Source organism: Curtobacterium sp. MMLR14_010 (assembly GCF_001865015.1).
GTDB lineage: Bacteria > Actinomycetota > Actinomycetes > Actinomycetales > Microbacteriaceae > Curtobacterium.
On record NZ_MJGV01000031.1, the window covers coordinates 1 to 15,134 of the forward strand.

At 72.8% G+C, this 15,134-nt stretch carries 11 protein-coding genes; 6 read left to right on the top strand and 5 right to left on the bottom strand.

Annotated elements, in window-relative coordinates:
• Positions 1–61: 61 nt before the first annotated feature.
• Complete coding sequence (locus BIU98_RS07395; protein ID WP_071274274.1) at positions 62–1,261, bottom strand: amidohydrolase; 1,200 nt, start codon at positions 1,259–1,261, stop codon at positions 62–64.
• A 110-nt stretch (positions 1,262–1,371) separates the two neighbouring features.
• On the opposite strand from BIU98_RS07395, the gene BIU98_RS07400 reads away from it, so the two are divergent.
• A complete protein-coding gene (locus tag BIU98_RS07400) occupies positions 1,372–2,673 on the top strand; it encodes a Fic family protein (RefSeq protein ID WP_071274154.1) in 1,302 nt (433 codons plus the stop codon).
• A gap of 9 nt (positions 2,674–2,682) precedes the next feature.
• A complete protein-coding gene (locus tag BIU98_RS07405; RefSeq protein WP_071274157.1) occupies positions 2,683–4,854 on the top strand; it encodes a S9 family peptidase in 2,172 nt (723 codons plus the stop codon).
• A gap of 131 nt (positions 4,855–4,985) precedes the next feature.
• Here BIU98_RS07405 and BIU98_RS07410 read toward each other — a convergent pair whose 3' ends face one another.
• Entirely contained in the window at positions 4,986–6,515 is a 1,530-nt protein-coding gene (locus BIU98_RS07410) for a CYTH domain-containing protein (RefSeq protein WP_071274160.1), read from the bottom strand.
• 59 nt (positions 6,516–6,574) lie between these two features.
• On the opposite strand from BIU98_RS07410, the gene BIU98_RS07415 reads away from it, so the two are divergent.
• Positions 6,575–6,847, top strand: a complete 273-nt coding sequence (locus tag BIU98_RS07415) for a mycoredoxin (protein ID WP_071274277.1) — start codon at positions 6,575–6,577, stop codon at positions 6,845–6,847.
• A 147-nt stretch (positions 6,848–6,994) separates the two neighbouring features.
• On the opposite strand, the gene BIU98_RS07420 is transcribed toward BIU98_RS07415, so the two are convergent.
• Both BIU98_RS07420 and BIU98_RS07425 read right to left on the bottom strand, forming a co-directional pair.
• Positions 6,995–9,121 carry a DEAD/DEAH box helicase gene (locus tag BIU98_RS07420; protein WP_071274163.1) on the bottom strand — a complete coding sequence of 709 codons (2,127 nt, stop codon included), beginning with the start codon at positions 9,119–9,121 and terminating at the stop codon, positions 6,995–6,997.
• A gap of 501 nt (positions 9,122–9,622) precedes the next feature.
• Positions 9,623–10,879, bottom strand: coding sequence for an aminoglycoside phosphotransferase family protein (locus BIU98_RS07425; protein WP_139200615.1), 1,257 nt, complete (start codon positions 10,877–10,879; stop codon positions 9,623–9,625).
• Between the two features lie 69 nt (positions 10,880–10,948).
• Here BIU98_RS07425 and BIU98_RS07430 point away from each other — a divergent pair, with 69 nt between their 5' ends.
• Positions 10,949–12,004, top strand: a complete 1,056-nt coding sequence (locus BIU98_RS07430) for an aromatic acid exporter family protein (protein WP_071274280.1) — start codon at positions 10,949–10,951, stop codon at positions 12,002–12,004.
• Positions 12,005–12,111: 107 nt separating this feature from the next.
• Here BIU98_RS07430 and BIU98_RS07435 read toward each other — a convergent pair whose 3' ends face one another.
• Complete coding sequence (locus BIU98_RS07435; RefSeq protein WP_071274169.1) at positions 12,112–12,429, bottom strand: hypothetical protein; 318 nt, start codon at positions 12,427–12,429, stop codon at positions 12,112–12,114.
• A 181-nt stretch (positions 12,430–12,610) separates the two neighbouring features.
• Here BIU98_RS07435 and BIU98_RS07440 point away from each other — a divergent pair, with 181 nt between their 5' ends.
• A complete protein-coding gene (locus tag BIU98_RS07440; protein WP_071274172.1) occupies positions 12,611–13,288 on the top strand; it encodes a response regulator transcription factor in 678 nt (225 codons plus the stop codon).
• A 10-nt stretch (positions 13,289–13,298) separates the two neighbouring features.
• Positions 13,299–14,780, top strand: a complete 1,482-nt coding sequence (locus BIU98_RS07445) for a cell wall metabolism sensor histidine kinase WalK (protein ID WP_083393072.1) — start codon at positions 13,299–13,301, stop codon at positions 14,778–14,780.
• Positions 14,781–15,134 lie beyond the last annotated feature (354 nt).

Below are 15,134 nucleotides of genomic sequence, written 5' to 3' on the forward strand. Positions count from 1 at the left end.
CGGGAGGCCCGGGTCGCGACGTGCGCGCGCGTCGCGACCCGGGCCTCCCGGCTGGGACGCGCTACCAGCGCGGCGTGGTGGTGCCGACGCCGTCGGCCCACGCGAAGACCTGCTCGCCCTCGATCCACACCCGGGTCGCGCGGCTGGTGGCGTCCAGCGGGTCGCCCGACCACAGGACCAGGTCGGCGTCCCAGCCGGCTTCGAGGCGTCCGACGCGGTCCCCGAACCCGAGGAACGTCGCCGGGTTCACGGTGAGGGCCTCGAGCGCCGTCTGGCGCGGCAGACCGTCGCGGACCGCCATCGTCGCCTGCGTGACGAGCATGTTGATCGGCACGACGGGCGCGTCGGTGGTGATGGCCACGCGGACACCGGCAGCGGCGAGCGCCGCGAGGTTCGGGATGCCGCGGTCACGGAGCTCGACCTTCGACCGGCTGGTGAAGAGCGGGCCGTAGATCACCGGGATGTCCTTCGCCGCCAGGACGTCGGCGATCTTGTGGCCCTCGGTGCCGTGGTTCACGACGAGTCGGTAGCCGAACTCCTCGGACAGCCGGATCGCGGTGGCGATGTCGTCGTGCCGGTGCGTGTGCTGGTCCCAGACGAGCTCGCCGTCGAGTACGCGGACCAGGGTCTCCTTGGAGAGGTCACGGGCGAACGGTTCGCCCTTCGTCGCGGCGGCGTCACGTGCGGCACGGTAGTTCTGCGCGTCGACGAAGGCGTCGCGGATGACCTTCGCGACGCCGAGCCGCGTGGACGGGGTCTGGCCCTTCTCGCCGTAGACGCGCTTCGGGTTCTCGCCGAGGGCGCTCTTGACGCTCACCGCGTCGGAGATGAGCTGCTCGTCGATGGTCCGGCCGCCCCAGGTCTTGATGGCGACGGTCTGGCCGCCGATCGGGTTGCCGGACCCGGGCTTCACGACGATGCTCGTGACGCCTCCGGAGAGCGCGTCGCGGAAGCCCTCGTCGTCGATGTCGACGGCGTCGATCGCCCGCACCCCGGCCATGTTCGGCCCGGTGAGCTCGTTCGTGTCGTTGCCCGCCGAGCCGTTGGCCTCCTCGTGGATGCCGACGTGGCCGTGCGACTCGACGAAGCCCGGAACGAGCCAGGCACCCGCGGCGTCGACCACGGGGATGCCGGGCGGCGGCGTGACGTCCGGGCCGATCGCGGTGATGCGGCCGTCCTGCACGACGACGGCTCCCCCGTCGAACTCCTGGGACGTGACGGGGACGACGTGGGCACCGGTGATCGCGAACGAGTTGGTCATGTCGTCCACGGTAACGGCAGCCGGTGACCAGGGAGGCGAGATACGACATCCCGAGGATGCGCGGTGGTGGCGACGACGTGCCTACGGTCGGAGGGACGACAGGAGGACACATGGACGACGACGGTTCCGGTCACGCCCGGGAGTGGGCGGTCCACGGCACCACGGAGCGGCCGTGGCGCAGCGCGCGTCGGGGTCCTCGTGCCGACCGGCTCTGCTCCTCGGTCACGGCGTCGGTGCCCCCGCGCATCGCCGACCGTCGGTACGACCCCGTGCCAGCGGACGTCGCGCTGCTCGACCGGGCAGCGGCGGCGCTCCGGAGCCTCGACCAGCACCACGGCGACCGGCTCGGCGCACTGGGCGGACTGCTGGCACGGACCGAGGCCGTCGCGTCCTCCCGGATCGAGGACGAGCACGCCGGCCTCGACGACTACGCCCGCGCCGTGGTCGGTGTGCGGGCCAACGGCAGCGCGACGCTCATGGTCGCCGCCACGACCGCGCTCCGGCGGCTGACTGCCGATGCCAGCCCCGGCGCCGGGGTCGGGGTCGGGGTCGGGGCTGGGGCCGGGGTCGGGGCTGGGGCCGGGGCCGGACGCATCACCGAGCGCTCGATCCTCGCCGCGCACCGCGACCTGCTGCGCGACGACCCCCTCGACGGCCGTGACGCCGGCCGCTACCGCACCGTGCAGAACTGGATCGGCGGGGGCAGCAGCCCACGGCTCGCGGCGTACGTCCCGCCACCGCCCGAGCTCGTGCCCGACGCCATGGCCGACCTCGTCGCGTTCCTCGAGCGCGACGACCTGCACCCCATCGCGCAGGCGGCGATCGCCCACGCCCAGTTCGAGTCCGTCCACCCGTTCACCGACGGCAACGGTCGTGTGGGGCGGGCGCTGATCGGCGCGGTCCTCCGCCGGCGCGGGCTCACCACGACGATCACGGTGCCGGTCGCCAGCGCGCTCGTCGCCGACCGGTCGCGGTACTTCGACCACCTGGTCCGGTACCGCTCCGGGTCCGTGCACGGCTTCGTCGCCGACCTCGCGGCGGCGATCGGGACGGTCTGCGACGAGGCGGCGCTGGTGGCCCTGCTGCTCGACGAGCACGCCGAGGACACCCGCCGTCGGCTCCCCTGGCCGCTCCCCGAGCTCGCGCGCGACGCCGTCCTCACCGAGGACGACGCCGAGGACCTCGTCGTCGCGCTCCGTCGGCGTTCGCCGGGGTCCGCGCCGCGATCGGTCGACGCGCTGGTCCGGACGCTCGAGCGCACCGGCACCGTCCGTCCGGTGACGCAGCGCCGCCGTGGCCGCGCGTGGCTGGTCACCGGGGTCGCCACCGAACTCGACGCCTTCGCCGAGCGCGTCGCCGTCGGGGTGCGCGACGGCGCGGTCCGCGACCTCGTGCACGAGGTCGCGGCCTAGGGTGGAGCGGTGAGCATCGAGCACGAAGCGACCACCCCGCCCACCGCCGACAAGCGGCCCGTCACCCGGACCCACCACGGCATCGACTTCGTCGACGACTACGAGTGGCTCCGGGACAAGGAGTCGCCGGACACCATCGCGTACCTCGAAGCCGAGAACGCCCACACCGCCGCGTCGACCGACCACCTCGCCGCCCTGCGCGAGCGGGTGTTCGGCGAGGTCAAGGGCCGCGTGCAGGAGACCGACCTCTCGGTCCCGGTGCGGATGGGGCAGTGGTGGTACTTCACGCGCACCGCCGAGGGCAGCCAGTACGGCGTCCAGTGCCGTGCCCCGATCAGCGATCCGGACGACTGGACCCCGCCCTCGCTCGAGGCGAGCGCGGCCACGCTCCCCGGCGAGCAGGTCGTCCTCGACGGCAACACCCTGGCCGACGGGCACGAGTTCTTCTCGCTCGGCTCCTACGACATCTCCGACGACGGCACCCGGCTGCTGTACGGCGTCGACGTCGCCGGTGACGAGCGCTACACGCTGCACGTCCGCGACCTGACCACCGGCGAGGACCTGCCCGACGTCGTCGAGAACACCGGCTCCGGCGCGACGTTCGACCCCTCCGGCCGCTGGGTGTTCTACCCGACCGTCGACGACTCCTGGCGTCCCGACCGCATCTGGCGTCACGCGGTCGGAACCGCGTCGACCGACGACGTCGTCGTGTTCGAGGAGCCCGACGACCGCTACTGGGTCGGCATCGGCGTGACCCGGTCGTCGCAGTACATCGTCATCGAGCTCGGCTCGAAGATCACGTCCGAGGCGTGGGTCCTCGACGCCGCCGACCCGACGGGCGAGTTCCAGGTCGTCTGGCCGCGGCGCGAGGGCGTCGAGTACGAGATCGAGCACGCCATCGTCGGTGGCAGCGACCGCCTGCTCGTGCTGCACAACGACGGCGCCGAGAACTTCGAGCTCGTCGACGTCCCCGCTGACGACCCGACCTCCGAGACCGACCGCCGCGTGGTCGTCGCGCACCACACCGAGCGCCGCATCGAGTCCGCCGACGCCTTCGCCGGCCACCTCGCGGTCGAGTACCGCGCCGAGGCCCTCCCGCGCGTCGCGATCATCCCGATCGAGGGCGACGGCTACGGCGAGCCGCGTGAGGTCCCCTTCGACGAGGCCCTGTTCTCCGCCGGCCTCGGCGGCAACCCCGAGTGGGACCAGCCGACGCTCCGCATCGGGTTCACCTCGTTCGTCACCCCGTCCGAGGTGAGCGACCTCGACCTGGCGACCGGCGAGGTCACCGTGCTGAAGCGCCAGCCCGTCCTCGGCGGCTACGACCCCGACGACTACGTGCAGGAGCGCGACTGGGCCACGGCCGAGGACGGCACCCGCGTGCCGGTCTCGCTCGTGTGGCGCCGCGACGCCGTCGACACCGAGGCCCCGGCGCCGCTGCACCTGTACGGCTACGGCTCGTACGAGTACTCGATCGACCCCGGCTTCAGCGTGATGCGCCTGTCGCTGCTCGACCGCGGGGTCGTCTTCGCCGTCGCCCACGTGCGCGGCGGCGGCGAGCTCGGCCGGCACTGGTACGAGAACGGCAAGACCCTGACGAAGAAGAACACGTTCACGGACTTCGTCGCGGTCGCCGACCACCTCATCGCGACCGGCCGCACCACCCCCGACCGGCTCGTCGCCGAGGGCGGCAGCGCCGGCGGACTCCTGATGGGCGCCGTCGCCAACATCGCCCCGGACCGCTTCGCCGGCATCGTGGCCGCGGTGCCGTTCGTCGACGCGCTGACGAGCATCCTCGACCCGGACCTGCCGCTGACGGTCATCGAGTGGGACGAGTGGGGCGACCCGCTCCACGACCCCGAGGTCTACCGCTACATGAGCGAGTACAGCCCGTACGAGAACGTCCGCTCCGACGTCGAGTACCCGGCGATCCTCGCGGTGACCTCGATCAACGACACCCGCGTGCTCTACGTCGAGCCTGCGAAGTGGACGGCGAAGCTCCGCGAGGTCGGTGCCCCGGTGCTCCTGAAGACCGAGATGGCCGCCGGGCACGGGGGCGTCAGCGGCCGCTACGCCTCGTGGCAGGAGCGGGCCTTCGAGCTCGCGTGGATCCTCGACACGCTCGGGCTGGCGGACGTCTCCCCCGCGGCGGCCTCGGCAGCGCCGATCGCCGCGGGCTAGTCCCCGCACAGCATCGAGGGAGCAGATGACGTCGAGTCGCCAGCAGGCACCCGACGTCGTCTGCTCCCTCGATGGACGACCCGCGCACGAGCGGGCGCACGCACGAGCGCACACGCCCGCCCGCCCGTGCCTCACACGCGGTTGAGCGCGTGCACCGCCTCGTCGTAGGACTCCTCCGCCAGACGCACCCGGTCACCGGCCAGCACGCCGTACCCGAACGTCGACTCACCACCGCGCTCCGCGATGGCCGCGTTCGCCCGGAGCGCGTCGAGCGCGTACAGCGACCGCACCCGCTCCGTCAGCACGTCCGCCGCGGCGCCGATGCGCTTCCACAGCGCGTGCGGGAAGGCGTCGTCCCTGAGCAGGTCCATCGCCATCCGGGCACGCATGGTCGCCTGCCACGCCAGCTCGGTGGTGGCACGGTCGGCCGCCTCGCGGGCAGCGGCGGTGTCCGAGACGTCGTCGGCGACGGCATCGCGGACGAGTTGGCGCACGTGGGGCTTCACGATGGCGGAGACGTCCTGCGCGATGTGCTTCGGGGAGCGCAGCGCCCACGCGGTCGGCGCGGGACGCTCCACGGCGTCGTCGAGGGCGTCGAGGAGCTCCAGGAACGCCTCGGTGTGCAGGAACGCCACGACGTCGCGGGAGGCCTGGTCGCGGCGCTCCCGGGTCGACGCCAGGATGCGCTCGCGGGTCATCGCGTCGACGAGCTCGTCCTGCGCGGGTGACGACGCACGCGGCAGCCGCTCGATGAGGTACTCGGCCAGCGCGGCCTTGGCGGTGACGGCCGCCAGGGCGTCCGCCGCCTCGGCGGCGCGGTCCAGGTCCTCGGTCGCGGCGAACGCCGGACGGTACGTCTGCAGGACGGCGGCGACCCCGAGCGCGGTCTCGGCCGTCTCGCGGAGGCCGGCGGTGTCGCCGGAGCGGAGCCGGGCCTCCTGGCTGAGGAGCGCGGAGCGCAGCTTCTTGAGTCGCTTCGCGATCGCGCGGGCGACGGTTCCCTTGTCCGGCTTCTCAGCGGACTGGAGGCGCGGTGCCGGTGCTCCTGCCAGCCCGCGTGCCAGCTTGGACGCGACGGCGGCGGGGCCGGCCCCGACCGCGGCGAAGCGGCCGTCGAGTGACCGGAGGAACTCGTGGGCGACCTGCTGGTCGACGCCCTCGACGGTCTCGACCTCCGCTTCCCGCCAGGTGCGGGGGTCGGCGGGGGCGTCGGCGTCGAGGCGCTCGGCGCTCACGCGGTCGTCGGCGAGCTCGGCGATCTGGTCGCCGTCCTCGTCGAGGAGCCGGGTGACCGTGCGGGTGGTCGTGATGCGGACGACCGGCCGGAGCCCGCGGCCGCGACGCTCGGTGAACAGTGCGGCGAGGACCTCGACCGGCACGGTGTCGGCGTCGTCCGTGAGCGGGAAGTGCTCCTCGTGCCGGACGGTGTCGGACTCGGCGCGCTTGATGTGCCAGCCGGCGTCCTTCCCACCCGTGCGCCGGCGGACGGTCACGTGTGCGGCGACGAGGTCGTACCGCTCAGTGTCCCAGTAGGTGGCGTCGAGCTCGAAGGGCTCCTGGTGGTCGACCTGCATGATGCCGCCGACCCCGATCAGGTCGGGGATGCTGGCGTCGTCGGGCAGGTCGTAGGTGCGCTCGATCTCGAGGTGCGTGTCCGTCACATGCCCCTGTCTACCAGGGTGCGCGGGGCGCTCACGACACCGAGGGTTAGCCTGTGGACATGAGCGAGACGATCACCCGCGACGCGTTCGTGCCCCAGGCCGGCGGCGTCACCATGTTCACCACCACCTGGTGCGGCTACTGCGCACGACTGAAGAACCAGATGTCCAAGGCCGGCGTGCCCTTCACCGAGGTCGACATCGAGCAGACGCCGGGCACGGCCGAGCTCGTCGCCGAGGTCAACGGCGGCAACCAGACCGTGCCGACGCTGGTGTTCCCCGACGGCAGCACCGCGACGAACCCGTCGCTGGCCGAGGTCCAGTCGCGCATCTGACGCGCAGCCCGGGCGACGTCGGCATCGGCGGCGCCGACTGCCCCCGCACGACCGAAACCCGCTCGAACCGCGGAAGTCCGTGGTTCGAGCGGGTTTTCGTCGTTCGGCGCCGAGCAGCTCCGAACGGCGCCGAGCAGCTCCGCCGGCTCAGCCGCCGAGCGCCTCCGTCAGCAGTGCCGCCATGGCGTCGAGCTGGATGTCGCCGGAGTCGACGACCTTTTCGTCGGAGCCGTCGAGCGCACGCGCTGCCAGTCCGGCCTTCGAGTCGATGAGCTCGGCGATCTTCGTGTCGATCGTCTGCGCGGCGATGATGCGCCACGCGGTGACCGGCTCTTCCTGTCCGATGCGGTGCACGCGGTCGATCGCCTGGGTCTGCTCGGCGCTGGTCCAGGACAGCTCGGCGAGGACGACGTTGGACGCCACCTGCAGGTTCAGCCCGACACCGGCCGCCGTCAGCGAGCAGACGATCACGGCGACGTCGGGGTCGTTCACGAACGAGTCGATCTCGGCCGTGCGCTGCGCCGCGGTCTGGTCGCCGCGGATCGTCGCGGTGCGCAGGTGCCGGCGGGCGAAGACCTCTTCGGCCTGGTCCATCACGTCGAGGTGCTTGGCGAAGAAGACGACCTTGCCGACGTTCGCCGCCAGCTGCGCCGCGTAGTCCGCCGCCAGCTGGGCCTTCGCACGACCGATGCGCCGGACCATCGAGAACACGTTCTCCCCGGTCGAGGACGCGTCCTGGTCCTCGAGCTCCCACCGCGCGACCTGGCGGACGAGCTTGTGGTCGATGCCCTCGACCGGCGCCTGGCCGGTGCGGGCGTCGAGCGCCTGGTGGTAGCGCTTGACGAGCTTCGCGGTGAGCTCGCGCTCGGCGTCACGGATCGAGCGGCCCTCGTCGCCGTCGAGTTCCACCGGGATGTCGGCGATGCGGCGGGCGGGGATGTCCGCGGCCACGTCGACCTTGCGGCGACGGACGATGCCCATGTCGATCACGGCGCGCCGGGCCTCGGCGAAGAAGCCCTGGTCGGCCGGGGTCAGCCCGATGTCCTCGAGCTCGTTCATGAGCTGCGCGCGCGGCTTCTTGTCGTCGATCCAGCCGAGGTACTCCCAGATCGTGCGGAAGTCCTCCACCGAGTTGATCAGCGGGGTGCCCGTGAGCGCCATGAGCAGCGGCGACGAGGTGCGTGCGCGGATCTTCTCGGCGAGCTGCAGCACGAACTTCGAGCGCTGCGAGTCCTTGTTCTTGATGAAGTGGGCCTCGTCGACGACCATGCCCTTGAACCCGAAGGCCCCGAGCCAGCCGAAGTGCCGGTCGAGGATCTCGTAGTTCACGATGACGACGTCGGCGAACCCGTCCAGGTCGTCACCGTCGCCGTGGATCACGGTGGCGCGGCGGTTCGGCACCCAGCGCGCGGCCTCGCGGGCCCAGTTCGTCTTGACGACGTTCGGCACGACGACGAGCAGCGGGTACGCCCCGGCGGCCTCGGCGGCGAGCAGCGACTGCGCGGTCTTGCCGAGTCCGGGCTCGTCGGCGAGCAGGAACGTGCGGTGGCCCTGCGCTGCGGCGGCGACGAGTTCCGCCTGGTGCTGCATCAACGTGGTGCCGGAGATCGTCTGCACGGAGGTCGGGTCGGGCAGCGGCATCGAGGCCGATCCCCCACCGGCGCCGTACTCGAACGACTTGAAGAGCGGGCCGAAGAGCTCCCAGTTCGCCAGGCGCCGCGGGTGCGCGACGGGCTGGTCGGCGAGGGCGAAGTCGGGCGGCAGGAACGGGTTCGCGAGCTGGCGCTGCACCACGGCCTGCGGCACGACGGCACGTTCCTGCGCGGTGACCACCGGCGCGGGCTCGGCTGCGATGACGAGGTCCTCCGGCTGCATCTCCACGCCGCCGGCGATCATCATGTCGCGCTTGACGGTGCGGGTCGCCTCGGTCACGGGCGACTCCTCGGCCAGGAGCTGGATGACGCTGGTGTCACGCGCCGCCGTCTTGGCGAGGATGGTCGCGACGCCGTCGAGCCGCTTCATCTGCTCGGCCCGCTGGGCGTCGGTGAGCGTCGTGTCCGCCTTGACGCGGGCACGCTCCTCGCGCATGAGCAGCGCGACCGCCTGGAACTTCGTGCGGTTCGACGCCTTCAGCGGTCCGCGCTGGGCGGCCGCCTCGACCTCGCGCACCGCGCGGGCGAGCACGGGGATGACGCCGTCGTTGTCGAGCGGCCGGGTCCGGCGCGACGCGGTCCGCGTCCCACCGGCTGCACGCCGCGTGCCTGATCGAGCCAAGGCTCCTCCTTGTTCCGTCCCGAGACCGGGGCGAGCCGCCGTCCTGGCGGAAGTCGTCGGTGCGTCCGTCGCACCACTGCCGTGGCGGGCCGATGCGGCCCACCGGTGCGCCGATCCCCACGACGTTCTGGCTGTCGACCGTGTCCGTCGCGGTCACCCTGGTGGTGTCCGACGGGCTCGATCTGCGCGGAGGATCCGGCGCTGTCGCACGCACGCGACTCGCCGGGAGCGGTCGCGGATCCGGTGCCCGCTCGGCCAACCGGTCGAGTGCCGTGTCCGGAATCGACGCGACGTGCGAGCACGCGGTGCGTGCGCGGTCAGTGTACTCCCGCACCACCGACGGAGGCGACTCGGCGCACCCCGCGCGCGTCGAGCCTCCAGGCCGTGGCGGCGGTGGGGACGCGCGTGGTGAGCGGAAACGCGCGTGCCAGGTCGGATCTTCTGACCCGGTACGCGCGTTCCGACCTATCGCCCGAGGCGCGGCGGGTGGGAACGCGCGTCTCAGACGCGGGGTGCGGACCGCGGACGGCCGGCACCGTCGGCCGGGAGGCTCGGGGCCGGTTCCGCGAGCGCGGCCCGCGTCGCCCGCAGCAGCTGTTCCGCGGTGGCGATGCCGTTCGCGGAGCCCGTGGTCGCCTGGCCTCCGGCGTGCGCCAGCAGCTGCGCGCCGATGGCGGGTCCGAGCCGCTCGGCCGCGACGGGGTTCCGCGCGGCCCAGTCGCGGGCGATCGCGTCGGCGAGGCGTTCTGCCGCGGCGCCTCGGTCGGCGTCGCCGCGGGAACGGTGCCAGAGCCCGGTGACGACGAGGTGCGCCACCACCGCACCGATGTCGCGCACGGGGTAGCCCCAGCCGGCGGTGTCGATGTCGAGCAGGCCGGAGATGCGCCAGGGTTCGTCCTCGTCGACGAAGACCTGCTCGAGGTGCAGGTCACCGTGCACGACCTGCTTGTCCGTCGTGGTCCAGCCGATCGAGCGTCGGCCGATCGCGTCGTAGAGCTCGTCGATCTCGAGCGCGTCCTGCGGCAGCGCCGTCACGAGCGTCTTCCGGTGCCAGTCCGCGTGGTCCATCGCGTCGGCGCGGGCCTGCTGGGTCATCGGCACGGTGGCGATCCGGCCGGTCAACGCCGCGAGGGACGCGACGAAGCGCGGGTCGTCGGCGATGTCGAGGATGCGGCTGCCCGCCGGCACGCCGCGGATGCGCTCGAGCACGAGCAGGCCGTCGCCGCGACTGGAGAGCACGCGGGGCACGGGGAGCCCGGCCGCGACGAACTGCTCGTGCGTGCGGACGATCGGTGCGACCCGGTGCGGCCGCACGACCTTGAGGAAGAGCGTGCCCTCGGGGGCGTCGACGCGGACCACGGCGCGCTTGCCCGGGCGGTAGGCCGCGACGGTCAGCACGGGGTTCGTCACCGGCATCCCGAGGGTGGTGAGGAGCTCGGCCACGGCGTCGCGGTAGGTCACCTGCGGCAGGACCGGCAGCCCGGGGTCGTTCGGGTACGCCCAGACCGAGACCGGCTCGTTCGTCGCGGGGTCGGTGACCAGGGCGCTGTTCTGGTCGTGGGTGCCGCCGGTGTCGACGTAGGTCAGGACGGTGGCGCGCAGGTTGTTCCGGTCGAGGGTGTCGACCTCGTACCCGTAGAGGTACCCGTTGCCCGAGGGCTCGACCGAGTGCGCGCGCGCGGCCACGACAGTGGTCCCGGAGCCGACGAAGGCCTCCGGGATGACGCGCTCATGATTCGGCCACACGAGGTCAGTCAACCGTGTCCGTGCGGTTTCGTCGCGTTCGTGCACGGCTCGGCGTGCGGATGCGTGGCTAGCGTGGTCCTCGTGAACCCGGTCTCGCGCCTCCGCAGCTCGAGCCGCTCCCCCTTCCTGCAGGTCGTGAAGACCGCGGTCGCGGTGGTCGCGGCGGTGCTGCTCTGCGAACTCGTCATCCGCGGGCCGTTCCCGACCTTCGCCGCCATCGCGGCGCTGCTCGTCGTCCAGCCGAGCATCAACCAGTCCTTCGTGAAGGGCCTCGAGCGCAGCGCCGGCGTCGTGCTCGGCGTCGTGCTGGCGACCGGACTGCACTTCCTGCTCGGCGACGCGGTCTGGGTGGTGCTCGTCGCGATCGTCGTGTCGATCCTCATCGCGTGGGCGCTCCGGCTCACCCCGACGTCGGCGACACAGGTCGGCATCAGCGGGATGCTCGTGCTGACCGCCGGGGTGGTCACGCCGAACTACTCGGCCGACCGCGTCCTCGAGACCGTGCTCGGCGCGGCGGTGGCCCTCGTCGTGAACGCCGTCATCGTTCCGCCGGTGCTGCTCCGCCCCGGACACCTCGCGGTCGCCCGACTGGCACGCGACACCGCCGTGGCGTTCGAACGGGTCGCGATCGGTCTCACCGAGGGCTGGGACCACGACCGGTGGCACGACGCCCTGCTCCGGGCACGAGCGCTCCGACAGCAGCATGCCAAGGCCGACGCCGCACTGACCGCGGCGCGGGAGTCGCTCACGATGAACCCGCGCGGCGGCCGGCACCGGACGATCCTCGACCGGGACGTCGCCGTGACCGAGCACCTGCGGGTCCTCGTCACGCGGGTCACCGGCATGACGCGGGCCATCCGCGACAACGCCACGCCGGACCTCCGCGCCGACCCGATGGTGGGGCGGATCGCGACCGAGGTGGCCAGGATCGGCGCCGACGTCCGGGCGCTGGGGCGGCAGGTCGAGTCGACCGAGCTGGCGCAGGCGGAGCCGGAGGCGTTCCCGGAGGAGTCCGAGCCGGCCCTCACGGCACCGCTCGCGGTCGTCCGGCCGAACTCTCGGCACTGGGTCCTCATCGGGGCCCTGCTCGAGGACATCCGCCGGGTGCGCGAGGAGCTCCTCGGCGAGGACGACTGAGCCCGCGGCCATGCGACCGGTGCCGCGCGCCGGTGCGCCGGTGCGCCGATCCGGCGCCCTGCCGGTGCCCTGCCGGTGCCCTGCCGGTGCCCTGCCGGTGCGGCGGTCTACGCCAGCGTCGTGGTGGCGGTCGCCGCCACGGTGGCGGTACCGACGATGTCGCCCCAGATCACCCGGGTCGGCACCGTGGGGTCGGAGGCGACCACCTCGGCATCCGCGAACCGACGGATCTCGGCGACCACGGCCTCCCGTCCGGCTTCGCGAGCGGCGCGGCCGGCGACGTCCGGGACGGCGGCACGGAGCTCGGCGACGACGCGGTCGCGGCTGATGCCCTCGAGCTGCGCGAGTGCTCCGACGCCCTTCCACGCGGCATCGAGTTCGGCACGCAGTCGGACGACTGCCGGGTGGTCGGACTGGTCGTTCATGGGTCCCCCAAGACAGGACGGTCTGTCGGGTACATCCCGTCCGCGGGGGAGCATAGCAACGAAGCAAGCAGTCCTCACGTCCCTCGATCGCGGGCCACGCTGTGACGAGATTCAGTCAGGATCAACGTCGGTCCACCACCGGACACCGGTTCGATGCCACGATGGGTCCCAGGAGGTCACTATGCGGCTGTTGGTGGTCGAGGACGACGACGAGATGCGCGCCCTCATGGAACGCGGTCTCGCCGCCGAGGGGTACCGCGTCACCGCGGTCGAGAACGGTGTCGAGGCGCTCATCGCGCTCGGGGACAACGCCTTCGACCTGGCGGTCGTCGACGTGATGATGCCCGGCATGTCCGGGTTCGAGCTGGCGCGGCGCATCCGTGAACGAGAGGACCCCGTGCGGATCCTGCTCGTCACCGCCCGCGACGGCGTCGACGACCGGGTCTTCGGCCTGGACGCCGGTGCCGACGACTACCTGACGAAGCCGTTCGCCTTCGCCGAGCTCACCGCCCGGCTCCGCGCTCTCGGCCGCCGCGAGGCCGCCGGCGCACCGCGCGTCATCGAGGTCGGCGACGTCGCCATCGACTCCGAGGCGCGCCGCGTGTCCATCCAGGGGCAGCGCGTCGCCGTCAGCCCGACCGAGTTCGCGCTGCTGCGGCTGCTCGCGCGCTCCGTCGGCACGGTCGTCGACCGGCCCAAGATCCTGGAAGAGGTCTGGGACGGCTCGCAGCACGTCGACCCGAACGTCGTGGAGCAGTACATCTCGTACCTCCGCAAGAAGCTGACGTCGCACGAGGCGACCGTCGCCATCTCCACCGTGCGCGGACGCGGCTACCGGCTCGACCTGCTCGGGTCCTGACCCGCCCGTCGTGCTGCGCTTCATCCGGCCGCTCCGGCTGCTCTCGCTCCGGTCGCGGATCACGATCGGCTCGACGGCGATCGCCGCGGTCGTGATCGTGCTGCTCGTCCTGGTGATGCGCTTCCAGGTGGTCAGCGTCGTCGCGTCGGCCACCAGGACGCTGCTCGACGCCGATGCCGACCCGTACGTCGCGACGCTCGAGGTCGACAGCGACCCGGACTTCTCGCCGCCGGGGAACCTCCAACTCGTCGCCGTCGTCTCCCCGAAGGGCGACATCGTGCTCTCCACGATGCCGACCCGCGTCGAGAACGCCCTCGGCAGCCTGACCACGACCGCCGCCGGCACGAGCGTCATCGACGTGTCCGGGTCGCAGTACCGCGTCGTCGTCGAGCACCCCGTCAACCAGGCCGGCCGCTGGACCGTCGTCGCCGCCCGCAACGCACAGGCCGAGGCGATCGTCGTGGACGACCTCACCACGACCCTCTCGGTCACCGGGCTGGCGATCCTCGTCGCGTTCGGTGTCGCGTCGTGGATCCTCGCCACCGCCGCACTCCGACCGGTGAACCGGATGCGCCGCGAGGCCGAGCGGCTCTCCGTCGCCCCCGAGCGCGCCGAATTGCCGGTCGGACCGGCGCAGGACGAACTGGCGTCCCTCGCCATGACCCTCAACGCCTTCCTGGCTCGGACTCGGCAGGCCACCGAGCGCGAACGGCAGATGGTCTCCGACGCCAGCCACGAGCTGCGCACACCGCTCGCGATCCTCACCACGCAGCTCGACCTCGCCTCGCTCGACACCGGCGACGCCGCCGCGCTGGCCGAGCACATCGAGCGGGCCAAGAACAACGTCGCGCGGTTGTCCCGGCTGGCGAACGACCTGCTGACGCTGTCCCGGATCGAGGAGTCGGAGCGCGCCGGCGACACCGACCAGCAGGCGCTCTCGACGTGGTCGGACCTGGGCGACGAGGTCATGGCCGCAGTCGACCGGGTCCGGTTGATCGCGAGCACGAAGGACATCACGGTCGACTTCGACCTGGAGCCGCCGGCTGCGTCCCCGACACCCGGGTCGGGTTCGGGTTCGGGTTCGGGTTCGGGTGCAGCCGAAGCCCGGTACCGGCTCGACGCCGGCGGCATGGCCCAGCTCGTGACGAACATCGCGGGCAACGCGGTCTCCGCACTCCCCCGAGGCGGCGGCGTCCTCGTCACCTGGCGGAGCACACCCGAGTTCGGGGAGCTCCAGGTGACCGACGACGGGCCCGGCGTGCCCGAGTCCTTCGTGCCCGTGGCCTTCGACCGCTTCACCCGGCCCGACGAGGCCAGGAAGTCCCGCCCCGCTCCCGACCCGGCCACCGGCACGATCCCCCTGCCGGGCGGCTCCGGCCTGGGACTCGCGATCGTCCGTGCCGTCGCCGAACGGGCAGGAGGCACCGCGTCCCTCCGCAACGTCCGCTCCGGTGGTCTCGAGGTCACCGTGCGGGTGCCCGTGGCGCGGTAGCGCTGCGCGCCGTCCGGTGCCTTCCCTCGAGTGGTCACGACGTCCCGTGTGCGTTCCGCCGGGAGGTCAGGGATCGTCGGATGGTGACCGGCCGGACCGACGGATGGTGACCCGTCGGCGGAGCTGAGCGGGGTGTCGCGACCGCTCACCGCGGCCACCACCGGACGGGAGGCTCGGTGCCAGCCCGCGCCGTGCCTCCCGTCCGGTACGTGCCCGCGTCCGGCGTCCGGCGTCCGGCGTGCGGCGTGCGGCGTGCGGTGCGCGGTGCGGCCGGCGCCGCACTGCCCGGCGCGACTCGCGTCGCGCCCCCTGGCGAACATCGCGCCCCGGTACGTGCGGGCGCGATGTCCGCAG